Below are 23,037 nucleotides of genomic sequence, written 5' to 3'. Positions count from 1 at the left end.
ATATATACTTAAACTATAAAGGCCTTCAAGTAAGGTAAAACCGTAGTTAGTCATAAGTAGGAGGACTAAGATGGCAGGAAAAAGTTTAATCTATAAAATATTAGAATCTCATTTAGTAGAGGGAAGATTGGTTGTAGGTGAAGATATTGCTGTTGCCATAGACCAAACGTTAACACAGGATGCCACAGGGACTATGGCGTACTTAGAATTTGAATCACTAGGTTTAGATACAGTAAAAACCCTATCCGTATCCTATGTAGATCATAATACATTACAAGATGGATTTGAAAATGCAGATGATCATAAATATTTACAAGATGTAGCAAGTAAATATGGTATTTATTACTCAAAAGCAGGTAATGGGATTTGCCATCAAGTACATTTGGAACGATTTGCTAGACCAGGTCAAACCTTAGTAGGTGCAGATAGTCATACTCCAACTGCTGGAGGTTTAGGGATGTTTGCTGTCGGTGTTGGGGGTATGGATGTGGCGGCATCTATGGCAGGAAAGCCATTCCATTTAACTTGTCCTAAAGTTACGAATATTAAATTAAATGGGCGTTTACAACCTTGGTGTGCAGCAAAAGATATCGTGTTAAAAGTATTAAGTATTTTAACCACTAAAGGAAATGTAGGAACAGCCATCGAGTATACAGGTGAAGGTGTGGTATCTTTAACAGTACCGGAGAGAGCAACAATCACAAATATGGGTGCAGAAATGGGAATTACTACATCCATTTTCCCAAGTGATGCAAAAACAAAAGAGTTTTTGCGCGCTCAAGGTCGTGAAGATGTATGGGTGGAATTACAGGCAGATAAAGATGCACAGTATGATGAAGTCATTGAAATTGATCTAAATGCATTAGTGCCTATGATTGCATGTCCACACTCTCCAGATAATGTAAAAACAGTAGCAGAATTAAAAGATGTTGCCGTAGATCAAGTGTTAGTGGGAAGCTGTACCAATTCCAGTTATCGAGACTTAATGATCGTAGCAACAATGTTGAAAGGGCGTAAAATTCATCCAGATGTGAGTTTTGGAGTAGCTCCTGGATCCAAGCAAGCATTAGCAATGATTACAAAAAATGGAGCCTTAGCAGATATAATTGCTTCCGGAGCACGTCTTTTTGAAAGTGCCTGTGGATTCTGTGTAGGTTGTGGGCAAGCACCACGAACAAAATCTATTTCTTTACGTACGAATAACCGTAACTATGAGGGTCGTAGTGGGACTAAAGATGCCTTAGTGCATTTAGTTTCAGTAGAAACAGCGGTAGCCTCTGCTTTAACGGGAACGATTACAGATCCTCGTGAAATAGGGATAGAAGTACCAACAATTGAGCTCCCTGAGGTATATGAAATTGATGATTCCTTGATTGTTGCACCAAAATGTGATGTAAACCAATCTATTTTACGTGGCCCTAATATTGGTGAACCTCCAAGTAATAGTGCCTTACCAGAAACGATTTCTGCTAAAGTGGCTATAAAAGTAGAGGATAAAATTACTACAGATCATATTATGCCAGCTGGACCATATTTGAAATTTAGATCGAATGTACCTAAATATAGTCAATATGTATTTAGTCCTGTAAAAGCAGATTTTGCTGAGCAATGTAAAGAAAATGTTGAGCATGGATACTATAATGTGATTGTAGCTCGTGAAAGTTATGGACAAGGATCTTCTCGTGAACATGCCGCACTTTGCCCAATGTATTTAGGAGTAAAAGCAGTGATTGCAAAATCTATTGAACGGATTCATATGGATAATCTTGTTAACTTTGGTATTTTGCCTTTATTATTTGAAAATGATGCAGATTATGAGAGTATTCAAGAAGGTGATGAATTATTCTATCATTGTGATGATGCTTCCTTTGCAGCTGGTGTATTTACCGTAGAGAATAAAACAAAATCTACTATTTATACATTAAGAACACCATTAAATGAACGACAACTAGAAATTGTTCGAGCAGGAGGTAAATTGAACTTCTTGCGTAATGGTGGACAATAATTAGTAATAATAGTTAATATATGCAGTAGGAGATGGCACAGTGCAGACTGTGTCATCCTCTATATTCGAGGTGTATGATGAAAGATTATATGAAATTACCCGTATTATACATGCGTGGCGGAACTAGTAAAGGAGCTTATTTATATGCTCCAGACTTGCCAACAGATCCAACAGAACGAGATGCAATGATTCTATCCCTCTATGGGAGTCCAGATGTACGTCAAATTGATGGGATTGGAGGAGCAGACCCTTTAACGAGTAAACTGGCTATTGTGGGACCTGCTTCGGTAGAAGGATGTGATGTAGATTATACATTTGCTTACGTAGGTATCGATAGGGCAGTTGTCGATTATGAAGGTAATTGTGGTAATATTTCATCTGGAGTTGGTATTTTTGCTATGTTACGTGGTTTGGTAGAACCAGCAGAGCCAATAACTGTAGTTCGTATACATAATACGAATACCCATAAAATCATAGAAGCTCATATACCTGTACAAGGTGGATTACCAGTGGTAACAGGAGACTTTGCCATCGATGGAGTTCCTGGTACAGGGGCACAAATTATGCTTTATTTTCAATCCCCTAGTGGGTCTAAAACTGGGAAATTACTGCCTACAGGCAATGTGCGAGATACCATCACTTTGGAAGTGGGCAATGCGCATACAGCGAAGAACAATCATAGGATAGACGTAAGTTTTGTGGACTCTGCCACACCGAGTGTATTTGTGAAAGCAGAAGATTTAGGATATACAGGAACAGAACTGCCAAGTGACATTGAAGCAGATGAAGAGGGGCTATTGGCTATATTAGAAGATATTCGTAGGACTGCCGCTGTCAGAATGGGATTAGCTACATCAAAAGATAGTGCTAGTCCAGCCATTCCAAAAGTATGTATGGTGGGAACGGCTTGTACGTATACAGATATACAGGGCCGTGTTATTGAAGGTACATCGATAGATATAGTAGCACGAACAAAAGCATTACAAGTGATTCATAAGGCCTATGCAGTGACGGGAGGTATTGCTACTGCAACAGCAGCGCTCATTCCAGGGACAATCGTCAATGATGTAGTCAGTGAAGAAGCTAAGCGTACAAAAACCGTTACTTTGGGTCATCCAAGTGGGACTTTTACATTTACTATTGATATAGATACAGAGAGTCTATATGTTACCAAAGCTGGTGTAGCAAGAACGGCTAGACCTATTATGGATGGCATTGCCTATGTTAAGGTAGGTAAATACTAGTAGAAACAAGTTATTGTAACAGATATACCATGATATACGGAGAAAAGCCCATCTATAGTATGGACTTTCCTCTATATCTATTTTTATAGTATGGTGGGAATCAAAAAATACATCTATTTTTGTGAATAGATATATGTACACCTTGTAATGAAGGATAAATTCCTTTATTATATAGCTATATATTATAGTATATAAGTAAGGAGAGGTAATATACATGAAACAACCATTAATCGGCATTTCAGGTTCTCATATGATTGACCAAGGAGGTCCATTCCCAGGGTATAAACGATCCTATGTAAATGATGATTATGTGCAATCCGTATTAGAAGCAGGTGGTATTCCTGTGATTATTCCATTCCAAGAAGATGAAGCTGTGTTGAAAGCTTTGGTGGAGCGCATTGATGGGTTACTTTTATCGGGCGGTCACGACATTGCCCCACAATTCTATGGCGAAGAACCAGAACGTGGATTAGGTGAAATTTGGCCAGAACGCGATATTTTTGATATGCGTTTATTAGCCTTTGCGAAAGAACGGAACATTCCTATTATGGGTATTTGCCGTGGTCATCAAATCATCAATGTAGCTCACAAAGGTTCTTTGTATCAAGATTTACCTGCCTTTGCTACGATTAAGCATGCCCAAAGCCAAACAGCAGGATTACCAACTCATTCCATGGTGATTGAAAAGGACTCCCAATTATTTGCTATGGTAGGTGCAGAAGAAGTGATGGTTAATTCCCATCATCACCAAGTCGTGAAAGAAGTTGGGGAAGGCTTGCGTGTGGTAGGACGTGCGAAAGATACTGTAGTAGAAGCAATGGAAGGTACTGACTATCCATACCTTCGTACTTATCAATTCCACCCAGAAATGATGCGTCATACAGAGTTAAATAAAGTAATTTTTGAAGATTTTGTAAACGCTGCTAAATAGTATGTAAAGAGTTAATTTTGCTCGCAAATGGTGTAGCTTGCGTAAGGAAATTGATACACCATGTAATTTACATATGGAAAGGGTCCTTAGGGACCCTTTTTTGTATAGTACATTAGTCGGCTTGCTATAGATATCCTGTACTATAAAATGCTTAGATAAAGGCATCAATAGTGCGGAATATATCAATATAAAATAAATAGAGGAACATTGATACGCAATGATCAATGTTCCTCTATGTACTGTAAAGTGTTGTAGTGTTTTTGTTCACATGGATATAAAATGCATAGCCTCGTAGCCACTATTCTCCTGAATGCGCTTTGTAGAATTCTAAAAACTGTTGTGCCACCATAGACAAAGGTTGTCCTTTGATAGTGATAAATGCTTTATAGAATGTGTTGGTCAGTTCTGTTAACTTAATGCGAGTCATATCTGGATGAGATACAGTTTCCTGTCCATCCATAGGAATAATGGCTATGGTACGTCCAGATTGAGCCCATTCAATGGCAGAACTCTTCGTGGTAGTTACAGAAATAACATTGAGAGAAGAGAAGTCATTGTGATGAGCTTGCATTAACATACGTACAGAACCACCAGATAGGCTAAGAGGACATTTGGCAATATCATTCCAAGAAATGCTTTCTAAGTCACGGTCTGTCCAAAATAAATCTTTTCGGAACAGAGCGTATAAGTCCTCTGTTTGCGTATAGAGAACATCAAATTTGTTAGTATCTACCATTTGCTCATTGCATAAACCAATTTCAGCGCTACCATTTAATAAGGATTCCGTTACATCTGTCATTAATCCTTCATAAATTTCATAACGCACTACAGGGTATTGGCGGGAAAAGAAATGCAAATATTGCTGAATTAAGGCGGTAGACCTAGAGGCAGAGGAGGCGATACGAAGTGTGCCTTCTACCTCAGAACTAAGACGCTTTACATCAGCGTAGGTAGACTCCTCAATGGAACACAATTGTTGTGCTTTTTCATAGAAAATGCGACCGGCTTCGGTGAGGTGAAAGCTAGCTCCACGCTGGCCACGCTTGATAACTAATAGGGGGGTACCAAATTCTGCTTCTAAGTACTTGAGTTGCTTACTTAAAGCTGGTTGCGTAATGTGCAGTATCTCTGCTGCTTGCGTCATATTCCCCGTTTGTACTAAGATGATAAAATTATAATAGTAAGATGTATCCATGGTATCCTCCTAAACATACGTAGTCAGATGTCATGTTAGTTCGTTTCTATTCATGGGCGCACATCATCGTACAATAGATCTCTTATTGTTAACCTTTACTATTCTATTGTACTATAAATTTTATAATTCGTCTCCTATATTTGTTAACTAATGCTGTTAATTATGGTTTAGTTTATGATTATAACTCATGGATATAAACCTATATAAAAAGTAGGAATATTGACGTGCTATATTGAGAATGATATAATTGGGTCATAGTGTTGCCTGTACAGTGCAGGGAATCAAGAAGTAATTGGACTATAGTTAGGTCTGGAAAGGAAGGGGAATTTGTATGGATATGCCATTTTTTACACAATTTCTCATGATTAGCGATCCCATGACAGTAGGAATACTTGTGTTATTCCTTATTGCGTTGGGATACGTGTATTTTCTTCAAAAAAGAAATATTCAATTCGGCGCATTGGTGATGATTGCCACTGTAGTAGGTGCTGTGTTAGGGGTTGCGGTGCAATTGATTGCAGGATTCCCTAAAAACCCAATGGACGTGGTATTTATTAAGGAAAGCACGAAGTGGTTCTCTCTTATTGGGGGAGGATTCATTGATTTAATCCGAATGCTCGTCATTCCTGTGGTATTTATTTCCATTGTTCATGTTATCTTACATATGGATACGAATGCGAACTTAAAACGCCTTGTATCCTCCACAGGTGTAGTAGCTTTAATCATGGTAGGTATTGCTGCTATTGTAGGCTTAGTGCTAGGTACTGTAACAGGATTAGGGGAAGGTACTTTAGCAGTGGCTGGTGATTCTAAAATGCGAGAGGTAAAACCTGTTGTAGATACATTGCGTGCCTTGATACCAGCAAATCCTATTAATGCAATGGCGCAAACTAATGTTATTGCTGTTGTTGTATTTGGCGTTATTATTGGTGGTGTTGCTAGACTTGTGAAACAACATGGTGCCAGTGATTTAGAAGTAGTCACAAAATTATTTGATGAAGTGCACACAGTTATCTTCTGGGTAGCAGATTTTGTGATCGGCTTAATGCCATATGGTGTTGTGGCGTTGTTGGCCACAACATTGGCGCAAAAAGGGTTTGGCGCTATTGCTGACATGGGCTTGTTTATTATCTTAATCTATGTAGGTGTTGCAATCATGTTAGTAGTACAAGCTGTATTATTAACTATGTTTGGCGTTAGTCCAATCATGTATTTCCGTAAAGCAAAAGAAGCCTTAATCTTGGCTTTCACATCTCGTTCTAGTATGGGTGTATTACCATTGACGGTAGAAACATTAACTAAAAAATTAGGTGTTAATCCTGCCACTGCGAATACAGTAGCAAGTTTTGGTACGACAGCAGGCATGCAAGGCTGTGCAGGTATCTTCCCAGCCTTATGTATCGTTTATATCGCTCGCGTATCTGGAGTGCCATTAGACTTTACAATGTATGTGATGAGCGTTATCGTAATTGCATTAGGCTCCTTAGGGATTGCAGGAGTTCCAGGTACAGCAACTATGGCAGCATCCGTATCCTTATCTGGTACTGGTATGGGAGCATTCTTCGGCTCCATTTCTCCAATTTTAGCAGTAGACCCTATTGTAGATATGGGACGTACAATGTTAAATGTAAGTGGTTCTATGACAAATGCTATTGTAGTAGATCGTTTGCAAGGAACTTTTGACCAAGAAGCCTTTAACGACACAAAAACAATTCGATAAGGTATAAGTAATGTATTAGATGCATCATGTATCTATGATGAAAGTACTAAAAGATATACAGCTGCAACCTATTGATATCGCGTAGGTTGCAGCTTTTTTCTATCATGGAGTTGAAGAAAATAGGATATTCTATTCCTTGAATGTGCCATGAAAGATGTAAAATAAGGACCTCTATCGTGCGACAGAGGCCCTTATTTGTATGGGGTATATATGTGATATAGGGAAGGGAATATAAAAGAATATAGGTAAGGCTATTTAAGGGTATTTAAGGGTATTTAAGGGTATATATAGGAAACCTTACCAACGATCAATGCCTAGGTGGCGTTCCATACGACGCATCATGCGTGCGAAGGCGTCATCCTCTTCCTTTTTTTGTGATTTTGTTTCTTCAACTACAGGAATAGAGTTAGGTGATGTGATAATCACAGTATCACCAAAGGTATGGTATGTATGACCACCTACACGTTTAGTTTGGGAGTAACTTTCATCATAGGAGTAAGGTTCTACACGATCTTTATGAAAAAAATCATCCTTGTTATATTCACGTACACCTGCATTGTAAGCATCGATAGCAGCACGTTTTTTAGTAATCAACATTTGAATCACTGCATCTGTATCTGCTAAGTAATTTTCTAAATCTTTCGTGTATGCTTTCATATCCTCAGTAGATGCCATTTTAAAAGACATAGGTGTATGGTCGCTTTGAAAACTAGGGTAGTTGATGGATGAAGCAAAAGCGGAAGAACCAATAGTCATAGCTAGTGTTGTCAAGAGTAGTGCACGTTTCATAAGTGTCTCCTTTTCATCATTACATTTGTAAAATATAGTTCAGTACCTAGTAGTGTTTATCACCGCAGGTATATTTTGAAAACAACTGCGTGTAAGGGTTTGTTACATACTAGTATCCATCTTGAGAAGTGGACCTTGTAGTTAAAGTATATCCTAGTAATATGAAGATACGATGATACATGGTGAAAGATATGTATAGCTACTATATGGAGGATACCTATGAACCTATATACTTATGAGTTAGGGTACAAAAAAGCGACTGTTTTCACAGTCGCTTTAGTATACCTATACTAGTTCTAACCCACTTGGGATAAGGTATATGTAATTTGACCCACTTGGGTATATATCATTACTACTTAGTATATAATTTGTATGGGGTACTTACCCTTAGAACTACTTAGTTCTCTATGTAGGTTGTTTTGTATCACTTGATACAATCTTATAGTACTTATCTAAGAAACCACTCGGCTTACTGATTAGATAAGAGTTTCTCCGTGTTGAGAGAAGAATGCTTGTGGATGAGCACATACTGGGCAAAGTTTTGGAGCTTCTTCACCGATGTGGATATAACCACAGTTAGCACAGATCCAAGCAACTGGTTGTTCACGTTTGAACACTTTACCGCCTTCAACAGCAGTTACAAGGTCAAGGTAACGTTCTTCGTGACGAGCTTCGATAACACCAACTTGTTCGAATAAGTAAGCGATTTTAGCGAAACCTTCTTCTTTTGCAACTTTAGCAAATTCTGGGTACATTACAGTGTGTTCGTAGTGTTCGCCAGCAGCAGCATCTTTTAAGTTGATTGCTACGTCAGCGTTTACATCGCCACCGTGTAACAATTTGAACCATACTTTAGCATGAGCGGATTCGTTGATTGCTGTTTCTTCGAAGTAATCAGCGATTTTGTTCATACCAGCTTTACGAGCTGCACTTGCATAGTATGTGTATTTACGGTTAGCTTGAGATTCACCAGCGAATGCTGCTTGAAGATTTTTTTCTGTTTGAGTACCTTTTAATTCTGGCATTTTTGTTCCTCCATGTACTTTACATAGTTGTAATAAAATAAATACTTATTTGTGTAATGGGCTTGTTCACTTGAACAAGTCCCTATCGATTTCGTTACTTAACGAATAATCATTGTTGATTACATTATAGACTATGAAAATGAGAAATGCAAGTCTTTTTTTAGAAAAATTTAAATTTTTTTGTAAATGATAAAGTCTCTCAATCGGCTATAGTATCGCATTTATAGCTATTTAATTCCCTATAAAAACAAGGGGATTACGCAGAAAAGAAATTGAGAATCGAACTCAAGAGATAAAGCTGTAATGATAATACATAGAAATCCCTCTATTTATAGGGTTTCTTAGTTATGAAACAGAAAAGGGGAGTTGTCAGTTGCTAACAAGTGATAGCAGTCATCAGTACTGATGAGAGGGTTGACAGACTTAGTGCAAACTTTTAGTAATACCCATACAGCCCTATAGAGAAATATAAAGTTAGATGATATACTATAAACATAATCATGGAAATAGGAGGTGCCTATGGGATTTATAAAATACCAAGTAGGTGATGTGGTACAAATGAAGAAACCCCATCCTTGTGGTAGTCAGAATTGGGAGATTAAACGAACTGGCGTTGATTTCGTAACAGTCTGTGAAGGCTGTGGGCATCAAGTGATGATACCACGACCTAAGTTTGAAAAGAATGTAAAAAAGATAGTATCCAGAAAAGAAGCAACAGAAGAATAAAATATGATTCGTAAATCATAATAATTTTCTAGGAAAGGGATACCTATGGTTGATTTAACGAAATATGCAGCTAAGGGCGGTTGTGCTTGCAAGATTGGGCCGCACATTTTAGAGGATGTGTTGCAACATATGAAGATGCCTACACATCCAGCTGTATTGACCGATGCATCTGGTATGGAAGATGCTGGAGTGTATCAAATTAATGAAAGTCAAGCTATTGTACAGACGGTGGATTTTTTTACACCTCCAGTGGCAGATCCGAGACTCTTTGGTAGAGTAGCGGCTTGCAATAGTTTAAGTGATATATATGCCATGGGGGGCACGCCTATATCGGCATTGAATATTGTAGGATTTCCTGTGTCTTTAGTGAAAGAAGGTGTCCTTCGTGAGGTCTTAGAAGGTGCCAATGAGGTCTTACTGGAGACGGGAGTAGCTCTTCTTGGTGGTCACAGTATCGAAAATGAAGTGCCTATTTTTGGAATGGCTGTGACCGGTCTCATTGATCCACGTCATATTTGGACCAATGGAGATGCTCAAGTGGGTGATGTCTTAATTCTATCTAAACCGATTGGAACGGGCATTATGAACACAGCTGCAAAAGGTGGCGTATTCCCTGAAGGTGTGCAAGAAGCTGTGCACAGTATGGGAACGATTAATAAAGGAGCTCGAGATGTGGCGGCGCAGTTTATCATTCACGGTTGTACGGATATTACGGGATTCAGCTTGATTGGTCATGTATCTGAAATGGCAAAAGCTAGTGGAACATCTGTGGAACTCTATGCGGAGCAAATTCCTCTCTTTACCGATGTATTAGAGGCTGCTAGTATGGGCTTAGTCCCAGCATCTACGTATGGGAATCGTAAAGCATTAGGTGATCAAGCTGAGTTTGCTGACCATTTAGATCCAGTATGGAGTGATATTTGTTTTGATCCGCAAACATCAGGTGGTTTATTATTTGCTTGTTCTGAAAGTGAAGGAAAGCAGTTACTTTCAGAGTTACAAGCAAAAGGTTTACAGGCCGCACAGATCGGTCGTGTCATTCAGGAAGGAAGGAAACAAGTCTATGTCAAATAAAGAAGTAACGATAGATATGCGAGGCCAAGTATGTCCAGCACCAGTGATTGAAGCGAAAAAGGCGATGGATGCCGATGCGAATACGTATGTGAAAGTCATCGTCGACAATGACGTGAGCCGTGACAATGTGGTGAAATTAGGAGAATACCGAGGCTATGAAAACCATGTATTAGAACAAGAGGGAAATTACATCGTTGTATTGATTCCCCCTACAGCTGTGAAAGCGGAAGTGACTGCGGTTAGTGCTGTAAATATTCAAACTTCGAATGATTTAGAGGACCTAGATTTGGAAGATATTTTTGAAAATGAATTTGCTGCACCCCTAGGAAAGGTTGTAACGAATACAACGATTGCCGGTGGAGAGGCCCCATTTTATATGACAAATGGTACAGGTAGCTTGGAACGCAGTATTGCAGCTTATGAAAAAACAAAAGCAGAAAAAGCAGCAATGGGTGCGCCGATTAGTCAAGATACAGTTCCCCCTGAATTGATGGGAACCGCGGTACCATCTGTGCCAACCCCTTCTATGGGTGGTAAAGTCTTATTGCTGACAAAAGACTATTTAGGTGAAGGTAGTGAAGAGTTAGGTCGTAATTTGATGAAAACATTCATCTATGTATTGACAGAAACAGATGTGAAACCCAAAGCCATCTATTGCATTAATAGCGCTGTAAAAATGCTCGTAGAAGGGTCTGAACATATTGAAAACTTCAAAGCCTTAGAAGCAGCAGGGGTGACTGTTAGTGGCTGTGGCATTTGTTTAGACTTTTACGAGGTGAAAGACAAAGTGCAAGTAGGCACTATTACGAATCTGTATGCTATTACTGAAAGTATGATGCAAGAACCCTTTGTTACATTGTAATTAGATGCGTGGTAACATTGGTAGATAGACCTGGAAAGATTGAATGAGGTAGACGCACATGAACGTTTTTGCAGTAGATAGTAAGAAACCTGATACAGCTACAGATAAGGTACCACAAAAAGTACTCGTTCTATTTAGCTCTTACTATTTTGCAGATAAAGCAGATAAAATGTTAGGGCAATATAAAGTGCCTCATCAGTTAATGCCAGTTCCACCAGAGCTATCTAGCGCTTGTGGGCTCTCTATTGGTGTGCAAGAAGAATACATAGAAGAAGTGTTACGTATCTTTGAAGTAGAAAAAATAACCCCTTCTCATATGTATTATTATGAAAAGGGAAAAGAACCAACTGAATATGTACGCAGATCTTGCTAACTAAAAAAGGCATATACAGTGATATTTTAAGTAAAAGTACACTGTATATGCCTGTATTGTTAGTAGGTTATTATACGTTGAAGCGGAAATGTGTTACATCGCCGTCTTTCATAATATAGTCTTTGCCTTCTAGGCGAACAAGACCTTTTTCTTTAGCCGCATTTTGGCTGCCGCAAGCTTCTAAATCGTCAAAGGATACGATCTCTGCACGGATGAAGCCTTTTTCGATGTCAGAGTGGATTTTACCAGCTGCTTGAGGGGCTTTTGTGCCTTCCACGATAGTCCACGCACGAGCTTCCATTTCGCCAGCTGTGAAGTAGTTAATTAAGCCCAATAAGGAGTAACTAGCTTTGATTAATTTTGTTAAGCCACTTTCTTCTAAACCGAGGTCAGCTAGGAAAGCTGTTGCTTCTTCGTCGGATAATTCAGCAATTTCCGACTCAATGCGAGCAGATACGACAACTACGCCAGAACCTTCTTTAGCAGCATAGTCTTCTACTTGTTTGACAAATTCGTTGCCAGAGTAGTCGGACACTTCATCTTCCCCCACATTGGCTACGTATAAAGATTTTTTAGCTGTTAATAGTGTTAGGTCTTTTAAGATTTCTAGCTCATCGTCTGTTAAGCCTTGGGCACGAACAGGGATGGCATCGCCTAAAGCAGCAGATACTTTTTCTAAAATAGGCGCTTCAATGCGAGCATCTTTGTCACCAGATTTTGCTAATTTAGCAATACGTTGTAAGCGCTTATCTACGCTTTCAAGATCAGCTAAGCAAAGTTCAGTGTTGATGATTTCAATATCGCGAACAGGATCTACAGAACCAGCCACATGTGTGATGTTAGGGTCATCGAAACAACGAATCACTTGTGCAATGGCATCGACTTGGCGAATGTGGCTTAAGAATTTGTTGCCTAAACCTTCCCCTTTGGATGCACCAGCCACAAGGCCTGCGATGTCTACAAAACGCATGGCAGCAGGTAAGATGCGTTTAGAACCGAACATCTCAGCCAACACCGCTAAACGAGCGTCAGGTACGTCTACCACGCCTACATTTGGTTCGATGGTACAGAATGGGTAGTTTGCCGCTTCTGCGCCAGCCTTTGTAATAGCATTAAACAATGTACTTTTTCCGACATTTGGAAGGCCTACAATGCCTACTTCTAAATTTGTGCTCATGTGTGGGTAACTCCTTTGTTGGTTGCGATAAATTATTAAAGTAATATAAATGCCTAACGATATAAGGTTTAGTGGACCTTAACACGTTAGGCATTTCGTGTTCCATCATTCGAGATGAGCCTAACGCCTAGTGCACGTTGAGGGCTCTCTTTTTACAGTCATAGTATACCATAATTGCATATAGACTGCCAATAGATTTATATAAAATATAAAAATAGAGGAATGTTGATACTTCTTGATCAACGTTCCTCTATTTTATTGGGTGCTATTTTGTTACAGCCTCGTGTATCTCATGAACGAAGATACTATTATCAAACGTATATCTTATAGATAATGGGCACGTAATTCTTCAGCGGATTTTGGAGATAACCAAGCTGGTGCGATATCGAATACTGTGAAAGCACCGCGACCACCATGTGCTGCTAAGCGATGCACACCACGAGCGAAGGCTACTAATACAGCGCCAGTGAACTCAGGGTTAGAGTCTAGTTGTAAACCGAATTCGTAGATGTGTTTTGTACCTGTTGTAGTTTCGCCGCTGCGGATCACAAGACCGCCATGTGGGATGCCTTTGTGGTTAGCATCCAATTCTTCTTGGGATATGAATGTTACAGTTGTCTCATAGCCAACGAAGTAGTTAGGCATTGTTTTAATTTCATTTTCAATGCGAGCTGCGTCAGCGCCTTCTTCCAATACTACATAGCATTCACGAAGGTGAGAAGAAGTAGCTGTCACTTCTGGTGTTTCACCATTGCGGATAGCAGAGATGATTTCTTGTTTAGGCACTGTGTATTGGCGAGCATCTGCTACGCCTTCGATACGACGGATCGCGTCGGAATGACCTTGAGATACACCACGGCCCCAGAATGTGTAGGAATCGCCTTGTGGTAAGATACTTTCAGCGTACACACGTTGCAAGGAAAACATGCCAGGGTCCCAACCGCAAGAGATTAATGCTGCTGTGCCAGCTTCTTGGGCTACTTTGCGCACATTTTCGAAATGTTCAGGGATGCGAGCATGTGTGTCAAAGCTGTCGATGACATTGAAATGCGCTGCTAAAGCAGGCGTTTGGTCGATTAGGTCTGTAGCACTACCGCCGCATAATACCATTACATCGATTTTGCCTTTGAAAGATTCCACTTCTTCCATTGTGTAGCTAGGAACGCCACTAACAGTTTGTAAACCAGAACGGCGAGAGAATACGCCTACTAATTCCATATCTGGTTGTAATGCTACAGCCGCTTCTACACCGCGACCAAGATTGCCGTATCCAACGATACCAATACGAATGTTGCTCATTGTTACTTCCTTTCGTGAAAGTTGATACTTTCATTAATATTAATGCTATACGAACTGTAATGTAAGATTACAGTATATGATGAAATAAAATAGGGAGGATTATGTCCGCTATTTTTCGCATGTACCATTATAGCGAAAAATTCTCATAGAGAAAAGGGGGGATATTAAAATTGTAATGTTTTAATGCGATCGACTGCACGAATGGTGTTTTCTCGGCTTCCGAATGCAGTGAGACGTAAATAGCCTTCGCCTTCTGGACCAAAGCCAGAACCAGGAGTGCTTACAATGTGTACCTTTTCTAATAGGGTATCGAATAAGTCCCAGCTAGTCATGCCTTTTGGTGCTTGAATCCAAATGTATGGAGCATCAACACCACCAAATACAGTTAGACCAATGGCTTCTAAGCCTTCACGGATAATGCGAGCATTTTCCATGTAGTAAGCGATGTGTTCTTTAATTTGTGCACGACCTTCTGGTGTGTAAACAGCAGCAGCACCACGTTGAATGATGTAAGGAACACCATTGAATTTTGTGGTCTGGCGACGATTCCACATTGGGTTCAGAGGAACACGTTTGCCTTCTGTGTTCTTTGCAGTTACTTCGTGAGGAACTACAGTGTAGGCACAACGAGTACCAGTGAAACCTGCTGTTTTAGAGAAAGAACGGAATTCGATGGCCACTTCACGAGCGCCTTCGATTTCATAAATAGAACGAACTGTATCTGTAGATGTGATGAAAGCTTCATAAGCGGAGTCGAACATTAAGATCGCTTCGTTATCTTTACACCACTGTACCCATTCCGCCAAACGAGCACGGCTTAATACAGTGCCAGTTGGGTTGTTAGGGCAGCAAAGATAGACGATATCTACTCGTTCTTTTGGGAATGCCGGAGAGAAATGATTCTCTGCATTGGTTGGTAAATATACCACTTTTTCGTAGATGCCGTCGATAGCTTTACCAGTGCGACCACTCATCACATTAGAATCTAAATATACAGGGTATACAGGGTCAGTAATAGCGATGATGTTATTTTCAGAGAAAATTTCCTGAATATTGCCCACATCAGATTTAGCACCGTCAGATACGAAGATTTCATCAGCTTGAATAGTAATGCCTAGGGGAGCATAATCGCCTTCAACGATGGCATTGCGCAAGAAATCGTAGCCTTGCTCAGGACCATAACCTCGGAATGTATCGGCAGAACCCATTTCTTCTACTGCGGCGTGCATAGCTTCAATGACAGCTGGCACAAGAGGGCGTGTCACATCGCCAATGCCAAGGCGAATGATGTCTGCCTCCAGATGGCTTTCTTTGAAAGCTTCTACTTTGCGTGCAATATTTGCGAATAAATAGGAACCTTGTAGGTTTTCGTAATTTGGATTGATAGTAGCCATAGGAGCTCCTTCTGTTATACATCAATAATGATACATTTATATATAGTTTAAATTGCATTTCTATATTCTATAGTATTTAAAAAGATATGTCAAAGCAAAAAATGGAGCCGCTCTAAGAACAGCTCCGTAAGAAGTATAGTTATATTTCTAATAGTTTTCTTTGTACTCTCCGTAGTCGATACATATAGCATAGTGCAGCAGTGGAGGTACTAGTTAATAATCCAATCCAAACGGAATAAGGACCGAAGTCTGTAAATGCGTAACAAAGGTAAGCTACAGGCACGGTAACACCCCAATAGGTACCGATAGCAATGATCGATACACTTGTCACATCCCGGTACGCACGGAGCACTCCTTGTAATGGAGTGCCTAGAGCATCGATGATGGTGAAGAACACCGCATAGGAGATGAAACTTTCAATTAAAGGAATCATGTGCTCCTCATTGGTGAAAAGTTCTGCTAAGTAATCGATGTGGGTAAAGGAATAGGTGCCAATGCAAAGTGCGATAAAGATTGCTACACCACGGGTGATCCATGTATAGGTGACGGCTTGTTCGTATCGTTTGGCGCCTAATTCATAGGCGATAACAATGGTAGAAGCCATGCTTAAACTAAGTGGAAAAGAGAAGGTAACTCCTAGAAAACTAGCTGCAGCTTGGTGGGCCGCAATGATGTCAGTGCCGAAGTTGGACATAGAAATGCCGGCGGCACTGAAAATACTGATTTCCGCAAAGATAGACAATCCAATAGGGATACCCAAAGATAATTGGTCGCGAATGAGTACCCAACTAGGCCCTGTGAAAGAGGACCAAAACTGATAGTGTTTAAACTTTTTGTGATACGTAATCATTCCAAGGTAGCAGAACATCATATACCAATAGGCGATGACTGTTGCGATGCCAGCACCAAATCCGCCAAGGGCGGGAATAGGGCCAAGACCTGGAATGAAGATAGCATTACCGATGGACTGAATTAATACACTACTACTAATGATATATAAAGAATATTGTGTATTGCCATGAGCGTCGACGATGTACCGAAAGGCGGACATGATCATCATCGCAGGAAAGGCGACGCACATAGCGTACATATATTGTAGGCATACCGTTTTGGCAGCGGGTTCGATACCGAGTATATCTAGCAAGGGGGAAAGACCCATCAGGGTGGCTACAATAAGACCTGTGGCAAAAATAAGCCCTAAATAGACATTTTGCCACATAATAGAAGCGATAGATTCTGTTTTTTTAGCGCCTAAAGCGTGAGATACGATAGGAGTGACTCCTAAAAGAATTCCAGTGAGACCAAAAAAGGCTGCTACCCATAAATTATAGCCCATAGCCATGCCGGCCAGATCCACTGTACTATACTGCCCCGTTAAGGTGACAGCTACGAAGCTGCCGAGAATTAATGAAACTTGTGTTGCTGTGACGGGGGCAGCCACTAAACAAAAGTGTTTTATCATCGAAAATAAAGACATAGTGCCTCCCAAAAACAAACTTACTTATGATATTAATAATGTTAATAACATTTAATTTTATCACTTGCTAAACTATATGTCTATAGCTGTTGAGGGGGTATTGTCTCTTAAAAAGACATGGTGTATAATGTTAACAATTCGGTTATATCAATAGATATAACGAGGTATATTGTGGGAAAATCACAGATGTATATAATTTTTGCATACATCTATGTAATTATCGCAATGAGTTTGGTGGAAACACCGGAAAGGAGTTCTATGTTAGGAGCAATCATTGGAGATATAGCGGGCTCAATCTATGAGTTCAATAATATCAAAAGCAGAGACTTCGAGTTTTTGTCAGAGGCTTGTGAGCCTACAGATGATTCGATTTTAACATGTGCTATTGCACGAGCTTTAATCGATGTAAAAGGAAGGGGGACACATTTACAACGAGCTACTATCTATCGTATGAAAGAATATTTTCTTTCCAATCCATTACCGATGGGTGGATTTGGTGCAAAATTTTTCCAATGGGGGTTATCTGATGCGACTGATCCCTATGGTAGTTGGGGTAATGGAGCAGCGATGCGTATTAGTCCTGTGGCTTACGTAGGGAATAGTGAAATGGAAGTCAAACTGTTGAGCCAAATTATAACAGGTACCACCCACGATGATCCGGAAGGATTAAAAGGTGGAGAAGTGACGGCTTTAGCCGTCTTCAAAGCACTTCATGGAGCAACGAAAGAAGAAATTCAAGAAATGGTACGATCCTATTATCCTGGGGAGTACAGCGTGGAAGAACTGCACAAGACATATAAGTTTGAGCCAAGTTGTCAAAAAACAGTGCCAGAAGGGATGCAATGTTTCTTTGAAAGTGAAGATTATGAATCGGCTATCCGCAACGTGATGTACATCGGTGGTGACTGTGATACATTGGGTGCCATTGTTGGTGCTGTGGCAGGAGCCTATTATGGAATCCCAGAATGGATCCAAGAAAAAGCCTTATCCATAATGCCAGAATATATGGTGGAAGACTATAATGACTTCAAAGCAATGTATATGGACAAAGAAAAAACCCTCTAAAGCTAGCGCTGGACACGCATATTGCCTTTGAGGGTATGATACAAGGGGCCGGAATCCCCTATGCAATTGTATTGTACCATGTCAAGGGCAATGACGATAGAGAGAAAATAGAATTATGATAAAAATATGGGAGGCTACTCGTATGTGAGTGGTCTCCCTATTTAGTATTGAAGCAAAAAAAGAACCTGCCCACCGGCAGGTTCTTTTTAGGATGATGATGTACGCCCATACAAAATCATGACAACTATATCAACACTTTGAGTGCTAATACCATAATGGTAAATTCACTTGGCCATGATAAGGCAATCATCAATATGTGACGTATCCCATACAACGCATATTGTAGTAATAAAAAATCCTTTTTCTTGTATTTTGGAGTATCAGAAAAAGGCCTTTGATTCTCCTCCCTATCTCTCGTAGGTCAAGTGGTGAATGATGAATAGGCAGTTCTCCTGACTCAGCTTCAACGCGCCTCCAGCCTTCCCAGTTTCCCAGTGACATAATTGGATTTGCTCTGCTTTACAGTGGCGGGACCGTGCCAGACTTTAACTGGCTTCTCTATTATGCTTTCGCACCTATTCCCGAATGTTTGATTGTATGTGTGTATTGTACTCTTTTAGTTTTTCAATGTCAAGAACAAGATGAATAAGTATGACTATTTTATAATTAGAGTGGTATAATTGTGACTTTTATTACTAATTGTCATGATTGAGATTGAAGTGCGCCTTTTCTTGCTAAATGGATAGCATTAATTTATAATGAATGAAGATAATACAATATATTGTGAAACATAAAGGATGAAAGAATGAAATATACAAGTACGCGCAGTCATGAAACGGTAAGCGAAACTTTTGCGTTGCTCCATGGATTAGCAAGTGATGGCGGGTTATATGTGCCGGCGGAGTTTCCGGAACAATGTTTGTCCTACCGCGATGTGGCAGATAAAAGCTATGAAGAAATTGCACTGGTTGTGTTGAGTAAGTTATTTACGACTTTCACAGAAGCGGAATTAGAAACGATGATTCGTAGTGCCTATAATACGGTGAACTTCGATACACCAGATATGGCGCCTATGCATTCCTTGTTAGAGCGAGTATCCGTGTTGGAGTTGTTTCACGGTCGCACCCAAGCTTTTAAAGATATGGCCTTATCTTTGTTCCCATACTTATTGGTGGCAGCAAAGGAAGCGGAAAAAGAAACAAAAGAAGTGTTGATATTGACAGCTACCTCTGGTGATACAGGAAAAGCAGCCTTAGAAGGGTTCAAAGACGTGCCGGGAACGCATATTCAAGTGTTTTTTCCAACGGATGGCGTTAGCCCTATGCAACAAGAGCAAATGCAAAAGCAAGAAGGTGCAAATGTCAATGTAACAGCCATCGAAGGTAACTTTGATGATGCGCAACAATTTTTGAAGCGTCTCTTTGTGGATGCTGATGTGGCGAAGGAAGTGGCAGACAAAGGCGTGAAGTTCTCTTCTGCTAACTCTATTAATATCGGCCGCCTAGCGCCACAAGTGGTGTACTATGTAGCAGCCTATGCTGAATTGGTAAATACCGGGGCTATCCACGAAGATGAAGCGTTTAATGTTGTAGTGCCAACAGGCAACTTCGGCAATATTTTGGCCGCTTACTATGCAAAACGCATGGGTATTCCGGTTGGTAAATTAATTTGTGCATCCAATCAAAACAATGTGCTCGCAGATTTCTTTAGCACTGGTACCTATGATATGAATCGTCCGTTCTATACCACCATCTCTCCATCTATGGATATTTTGGAAAGTTCTAACTTTGAACGGTTTATTTATTATGTGAGCGGTGAAAATGCGGAATTGACAGCTGAGCGCATGAAAGCACTGAAAGCAGAGGGCAAATTCTCTGTCACTCCAGAAGAATTACAAGCGGTGCAAAAAGAGTTTGCTGGAGCCTATGTAGACGATGACATGACAAAGGCTGTCATCGAGCAAGTGTACAACTCCTATGGCTATGTGATGGATCCGCACACAGCGGTGGCGATGGGAGCTTATATGAAAGAGCTAGAGGCTCATCCTGAAGATGGTCACCGTCATACGGTGATTGCTTCCACGGCGCATCCATTCAAATTCCCAACACCGATTTGCGAAGCTTTAGATATCAAAGTAGGATCAGCTCCTTATGAAAGCTTAGACAATATTTCGGCAGTCACAGGCGTAGGTTGTCCAAAACAATTGGCAGAGTTACAACATAAGCCATTACGTTTTACGAAGGTAATTCCAAAAGAATCTATGAAAGAAGAAATTCTATCCTTTGTGGATACTTTCAAACAATAGGTGACCTATGGTACAAGCATTTTTCTTTTCTCTCATGTCATCCTTTGCCTTCAGTATCATGAATTTATTCGTGAAACTCTTAGGAGATGGTATGCCAGCGGCGGAGGTGACATTTTTCAGAGGGCTCATAGGAACAATTGCCGTACTCATAGTGATGCGACAAAAAGGAATTTCCTTTTCCACGGAACATCGAGGATTATTAACCTTGCGTGGTATCTTCGGTGGATTAGGAAATTTAAGTAATTTCATTGCATTAGTCTATATGACGATGGCAGATGCATCCATACTATTTCAATTATCAGGTATATTCGTCCTGATTTTTAGCAACTTTGTGTTGAAAGAAAAATTGCCTGATGGATCTGCTAAATGGTTAGGATTGATCTTCTTAGCCGTTGTGTATATGATTCAACCTTGGAATTTATCGGGATTACATTGGTATTCTTTTATTGCCATTGCAGGAGCAGCCTTATCGGCGGCGGCCTATACAACGATTCGTACCATTAGCTTAAAGGGTGGTCACAGTTCCTATGAAATCATGTTTTATTTCTTAGTCACCACCATGCTAGTAGGCGGTATCGTGATGATACCAGATTTTGTGTGGCCTAATGCAACACAAGCACTGTATTTAGGGATTATCGGAGCCATTTCTGTAGTGGCGCAATTCTTCCTAACTGGTGCGTTTGTGGCAACCAATGCAGTAGTAGCACAATTTATGCAATATGTAGGGGTGTTCTTTAACTCCTTCTGGGGATTTATCGTCTTCGGAGAAAACCTAGCTTTGGCGACCGTCATAGCAGGTATTATTATGTTTAGTTCATCAGTGATGTTGGCTCGTTTGAAAGAAGAACAAGCTCACACACGGTAGTCAATCAAGAAAGAGGTATGACGATGAGTGAAAAATTATATCAATTTGGTCTAGTTGGTTTGGCTGTTATGGGACAAAACTTGGCCCGCAACATTGCCCGTCATGGATTCAGCATTGCAGTGTACAACCGTACACCACAAAAAACAGACGATTTTGTAGCCAACTATAACCACGAAGGAACAATCGGCGGAGCACATACTCCAGAAGAGTTTGTAGCAATGTTAGAAAAACCTCGTAAAATCATGTTCTTAGTGAAAGCAGGTCAACCTGTAGACGATATGATTGAAGCCTTTTTACCATATTTAGATCAAGGCGATACATTAATCGATGGCGGTAACTCCCATTACCCAGATACGATTCGTCGTACAAAATACTTAGAATCCAAAGGTTTCCGTTTCTTAGGAGTTGGCGTATCTGGTGGTGAAGAAGGGGCTTTAAATGGTCCAAGCTTGATGCCAGGTGGCAACGAAGCTTCCTACAATGAATTGGCGCCTATCTTTACATCCATTGCAGCCCAAGTGGCAGACGGTCCTTGCTGCACATATGTAGGTGATGACGGTGCAGGTCACTATGTAAAAATGGTGCACAATGGTATCGAATACGGCGATATGCAATTAATTTCCGAAGCCTACTTCATGATGAAAGAATTACTTCGCATGAGTGATGATGAAATCGGCGATGTATTTGCGAAATGGAACACGGGATTATTAGATTCTTACCTCATCGAAATTACTGCTAAAATTATGAAAGTCAAAGATACTGATGGAACTCCATTAGTAGAAAAAATCTTGGACAAAGCTGGTCAAAAAGGTACTGGTAAATGGACTAGCCAAGAAGGTTTAGACCTTGGTGTGCCAATTCCAACCATCGCGGAAGCCGTATTTGCGCGTGCTATGTCTGCCTACAAATCGGAGCGTGTGTTGGCAGAACCAGTGTTAGCAGGTCCTACAGAAGTTTTTGAAGGTGATAAAGAAGCCTTAGTAGATGCTATCCATTCTGCCTTATATGCGTCTAAAATTTGCTCCTATGCACAAGGCTTTGCATTGATTAAAGCAGCAGCAAAAGAATATAATTGGAATATCAACTTCGGTGACATGGCATTGTTATGGCGTGGCGGTTGCATTATCCGTGCTGCTTTCTTAGAAGATATTAAAAAAGCATTCACAAATAACCCAGATTTGAATAACTTGATGTTGGATCCATTCTTCGCAGAAGCATTGCAAACACATCAAGCAAAATGGCGTGAAGCGATCATTGCTGCGAAACGTTATGGTATCCCAACACCTGCTTTCAGTGCATCCTTAGATTACTTCGATTCCTATCGTCGTGGTGTATTGCCAGCAAATCTAATCCAAGGACAACGTGACTTCTTCGGTGCTCATACATACGAACGTACAGACAAAGAAGGCACATTCCATACAGAGTGGGCGGAAGCGTAACTACTATATAGCTAGATTTTGTAACATGAATATATAGCAAACATCCCTAGGTGGCGGCCTAGGGATGTTGAC

The 23,037-nt window shown here is 40.3% G+C and carries 18 protein-coding genes, 2 pseudogenes and 1 riboswitch; of the genes and pseudogenes, 13 read left to right on the top strand and 7 right to left on the bottom strand.

Annotation, left to right across the window (positions count from 1 at the left end):
* Positions 1-70: 70 nt before the first annotated feature.
* From HMPREF3032_RS00410 to HMPREF3032_RS00400, 3 genes are all read left to right on the top strand, one after another.
* Positions 71-2,005, top strand: coding sequence for an aconitate hydratase (locus HMPREF3032_RS00410; protein ID WP_062401009.1), 1,935 nt, complete (start codon positions 71-73; stop codon positions 2,003-2,005).
* A 77-nt stretch (positions 2,006-2,082) separates the two neighbouring features.
* Entirely contained in the window at positions 2,083-3,249 is a 1,167-nt protein-coding gene (locus HMPREF3032_RS00405; RefSeq protein WP_062401007.1) for a 2-methylaconitate cis-trans isomerase PrpF family protein, read from the top strand.
* A 214-nt stretch (positions 3,250-3,463) separates the two neighbouring features.
* The gene (locus HMPREF3032_RS00400) at positions 3,464-4,180 is read left to right on the top strand and encodes a gamma-glutamyl-gamma-aminobutyrate hydrolase family protein (protein ID WP_062401004.1); all 717 of its coding nucleotides are present in this window, start codon (positions 3,464-3,466) and stop codon (positions 4,178-4,180) included.
* A gap of 298 nt (positions 4,181-4,478) precedes the next feature.
* On the opposite strand, the gene HMPREF3032_RS00395 is transcribed toward HMPREF3032_RS00400, so the two are convergent.
* On the bottom strand, positions 4,479-5,375 hold the full coding sequence (locus HMPREF3032_RS00395) for a LysR family transcriptional regulator (RefSeq protein WP_009352925.1): 897 nt from the start codon (positions 5,373-5,375) through the stop codon (positions 4,479-4,481).
* A 331-nt stretch (positions 5,376-5,706) separates the two neighbouring features.
* Here HMPREF3032_RS00395 and HMPREF3032_RS00390 point away from each other — a divergent pair, with 331 nt between their 5' ends.
* Entirely contained in the window at positions 5,707-7,095 is a 1,389-nt protein-coding gene (locus HMPREF3032_RS00390) for a cation:dicarboxylate symporter family transporter (protein WP_062401002.1), read from the top strand.
* A 297-nt stretch (positions 7,096-7,392) separates the two neighbouring features.
* Here HMPREF3032_RS00390 and HMPREF3032_RS00385 read toward each other — a convergent pair whose 3' ends face one another.
* Positions 7,393-7,884 (bottom strand): hypothetical protein, encoded by a 492-nt coding sequence (locus HMPREF3032_RS00385; protein WP_062401000.1) that lies wholly within the window; start codon positions 7,882-7,884, stop codon positions 7,393-7,395.
* 476 nt (positions 7,885-8,360) lie between these two features.
* Positions 8,361-8,909, bottom strand: a complete 549-nt coding sequence (rbr, locus tag HMPREF3032_RS00380; RefSeq protein WP_009352954.1) for a rubrerythrin — start codon at positions 8,907-8,909, stop codon at positions 8,361-8,363.
* 519 nt (positions 8,910-9,428) lie between these two features.
* Between rbr and HMPREF3032_RS00375 the strand changes: the two genes are divergently transcribed.
* The 5 genes and pseudogenes from HMPREF3032_RS00375 to HMPREF3032_RS00360 all read left to right on the top strand — a co-directional run bounded on the left by HMPREF3032_RS00375 (position 9,429) and on the right by HMPREF3032_RS00360 (position 11,944).
* On the top strand, positions 9,429-9,635 hold the full coding sequence (locus tag HMPREF3032_RS00375) for a DUF951 domain-containing protein (RefSeq protein WP_009352829.1): 207 nt from the start codon (positions 9,429-9,431) through the stop codon (positions 9,633-9,635).
* 45 nt (positions 9,636-9,680) lie between these two features.
* Positions 9,681-10,709 carry a selenide, water dikinase SelD gene (gene selD, locus HMPREF3032_RS00370; protein WP_062400998.1) on the top strand — a complete coding sequence of 343 codons (1,029 nt, stop codon included), beginning with the start codon at positions 9,681-9,683 and terminating at the stop codon, positions 10,707-10,709.
* Positions 10,699-10,854 (top strand): annotated as a pseudogene (locus tag HMPREF3032_RS07735) (sulfurtransferase TusA family protein); the annotation flags it as partial. The gene selD and the pseudogene HMPREF3032_RS07735, both read left to right, overlap by 11 nt.
* Before the next feature lie 381 nt (positions 10,855-11,235).
* Positions 11,236-11,571, top strand: a pseudogene (yedF, locus tag HMPREF3032_RS07730) (sulfurtransferase-like selenium metabolism protein YedF); the annotation flags it as partial.
* A gap of 58 nt (positions 11,572-11,629) precedes the next feature.
* Complete coding sequence (locus HMPREF3032_RS00360) at positions 11,630-11,944, top strand: putative Se/S carrier protein (RefSeq protein WP_062400994.1); 315 nt, start codon at positions 11,630-11,632, stop codon at positions 11,942-11,944.
* Between the two features lie 70 nt (positions 11,945-12,014).
* Here HMPREF3032_RS00360 and ychF read toward each other — a convergent pair whose 3' ends face one another.
* From ychF to HMPREF3032_RS00340, 4 genes are all read right to left on the bottom strand, one after another.
* On the bottom strand, positions 12,015-13,121 hold the full coding sequence (ychF, locus tag HMPREF3032_RS00355) for a redox-regulated ATPase YchF (protein ID WP_062400993.1): 1,107 nt from the start codon (positions 13,119-13,121) through the stop codon (positions 12,015-12,017).
* Between the two features lie 324 nt (positions 13,122-13,445).
* Positions 13,446-14,420 (bottom strand): diaminopimelate dehydrogenase, encoded by a 975-nt coding sequence (locus tag HMPREF3032_RS00350; RefSeq protein WP_009352856.1) that lies wholly within the window; start codon positions 14,418-14,420, stop codon positions 13,446-13,448.
* A gap of 164 nt (positions 14,421-14,584) precedes the next feature.
* On the bottom strand, positions 14,585-15,814 hold the full coding sequence (locus HMPREF3032_RS00345) for an LL-diaminopimelate aminotransferase (protein ID WP_062400991.1): 1,230 nt from the start codon (positions 15,812-15,814) through the stop codon (positions 14,585-14,587).
* Positions 15,815-15,953: 139 nt separating this feature from the next.
* Positions 15,954-17,291, bottom strand: coding sequence for an MATE family efflux transporter (locus HMPREF3032_RS00340; protein WP_062400989.1), 1,338 nt, complete (start codon positions 17,289-17,291; stop codon positions 15,954-15,956).
* Positions 17,292-17,549: 258 nt separating this feature from the next.
* On the opposite strand from HMPREF3032_RS00340, the gene HMPREF3032_RS00335 reads away from it, so the two are divergent.
* The 4 genes from HMPREF3032_RS00335 (at position 17,550) to gnd (ending at position 22,965) form a co-directional block, all read left to right on the top strand.
* On the top strand, positions 17,550-18,356 hold the full coding sequence (locus tag HMPREF3032_RS00335) for an ADP-ribosylglycohydrolase family protein (RefSeq protein WP_062400987.1): 807 nt from the start codon (positions 17,550-17,552) through the stop codon (positions 18,354-18,356).
* Positions 18,357-18,780: 424 nt separating this feature from the next.
* A riboswitch (cobalamin riboswitch) is annotated at positions 18,781-18,950 on the bottom strand.
* 211 nt (positions 18,951-19,161) lie between these two features.
* Positions 19,162-20,661, top strand: coding sequence for a threonine synthase (gene thrC / locus HMPREF3032_RS00330; protein WP_062400986.1), 1,500 nt, complete (start codon positions 19,162-19,164; stop codon positions 20,659-20,661).
* Positions 20,662-20,668: 7 nt separating this feature from the next.
* A complete protein-coding gene (locus tag HMPREF3032_RS00325; protein ID WP_009352991.1) occupies positions 20,669-21,526 on the top strand; it encodes a DMT family transporter in 858 nt (285 codons plus the stop codon).
* Between the two features lie 23 nt (positions 21,527-21,549).
* Positions 21,550-22,965 (top strand): decarboxylating NADP(+)-dependent phosphogluconate dehydrogenase, encoded by a 1,416-nt coding sequence (gene gnd / locus HMPREF3032_RS00320; RefSeq protein WP_062400984.1) that lies wholly within the window; start codon positions 21,550-21,552, stop codon positions 22,963-22,965.
* The last annotated feature ends 72 nt before the right edge of the window (positions 22,966-23,037 follow it).

The organism is Veillonella sp. DNF00869, from assembly GCF_001553345.1.
Classification (GTDB): Bacteria; Bacillota; Negativicutes; order Veillonellales; family Veillonellaceae; genus F0422.
This window is presented reverse-complemented; position numbering and strand designations above follow the sequence as displayed.

Coding starts and splice junctions, on each gene's coding strand:
- ychF (WP_062400993.1), bottom strand. CDS start 13,121: ATGAGCACAAATTTAGAAGTAGGCATTGTAGGCCTTCCAAATGTCGGA.
- rbr (WP_009352954.1), bottom strand. CDS start 8,909: ATGCCAGAATTAAAAGGTACTCAAACAGAAAAAAATCTTCAAGCAGCA.
- HMPREF3032_RS00340 (WP_062400989.1), bottom strand. CDS start 17,291: ATGTCTTTATTTTCGATGATAAAACACTTTTGTTTAGTGGCTGCCCCC.
- HMPREF3032_RS00350 (WP_009352856.1), bottom strand. CDS start 14,420: ATGAGCAACATTCGTATTGGTATCGTTGGATACGGCAATCTTGGTCGC.
- thrC (WP_062400986.1), top strand. CDS start 19,162: ATGAAATATACAAGTACGCGCAGTCATGAAACGGTAAGCGAAACTTTT.
- HMPREF3032_RS00345 (WP_062400991.1), bottom strand. CDS start 15,814: ATGGCTACTATCAATCCAAATTACGAAAACCTACAAGGTTCCTATTTA.
- HMPREF3032_RS00390 (WP_062401002.1), top strand. CDS start 5,707: ATGGATATGCCATTTTTTACACAATTTCTCATGATTAGCGATCCCATG.
- HMPREF3032_RS00395 (WP_009352925.1), bottom strand. CDS start 5,375: ATGGATACATCTTACTATTATAATTTTATCATCTTAGTACAAACGGGG.
- HMPREF3032_RS00375 (WP_009352829.1), top strand. CDS start 9,429: ATGGGATTTATAAAATACCAAGTAGGTGATGTGGTACAAATGAAGAAA.
- HMPREF3032_RS00405 (WP_062401007.1), top strand. CDS start 2,083: ATGAAAGATTATATGAAATTACCCGTATTATACATGCGTGGCGGAACT.
- HMPREF3032_RS00400 (WP_062401004.1), top strand. CDS start 3,464: ATGAAACAACCATTAATCGGCATTTCAGGTTCTCATATGATTGACCAA.
- HMPREF3032_RS00335 (WP_062400987.1), top strand. CDS start 17,550: ATGTTAGGAGCAATCATTGGAGATATAGCGGGCTCAATCTATGAGTTC.
- HMPREF3032_RS00410 (WP_062401009.1), top strand. CDS start 71: ATGGCAGGAAAAAGTTTAATCTATAAAATATTAGAATCTCATTTAGTA.
- selD (WP_062400998.1), top strand. CDS start 9,681: ATGGTTGATTTAACGAAATATGCAGCTAAGGGCGGTTGTGCTTGCAAG.
- HMPREF3032_RS00385 (WP_062401000.1), bottom strand. CDS start 7,884: ATGAAACGTGCACTACTCTTGACAACACTAGCTATGACTATTGGTTCT.
- gnd (WP_062400984.1), top strand. CDS start 21,550: ATGAGTGAAAAATTATATCAATTTGGTCTAGTTGGTTTGGCTGTTATG.
- HMPREF3032_RS00325 (WP_009352991.1), top strand. CDS start 20,669: ATGGTACAAGCATTTTTCTTTTCTCTCATGTCATCCTTTGCCTTCAGT.
- HMPREF3032_RS00360 (WP_062400994.1), top strand. CDS start 11,630: ATGAACGTTTTTGCAGTAGATAGTAAGAAACCTGATACAGCTACAGAT.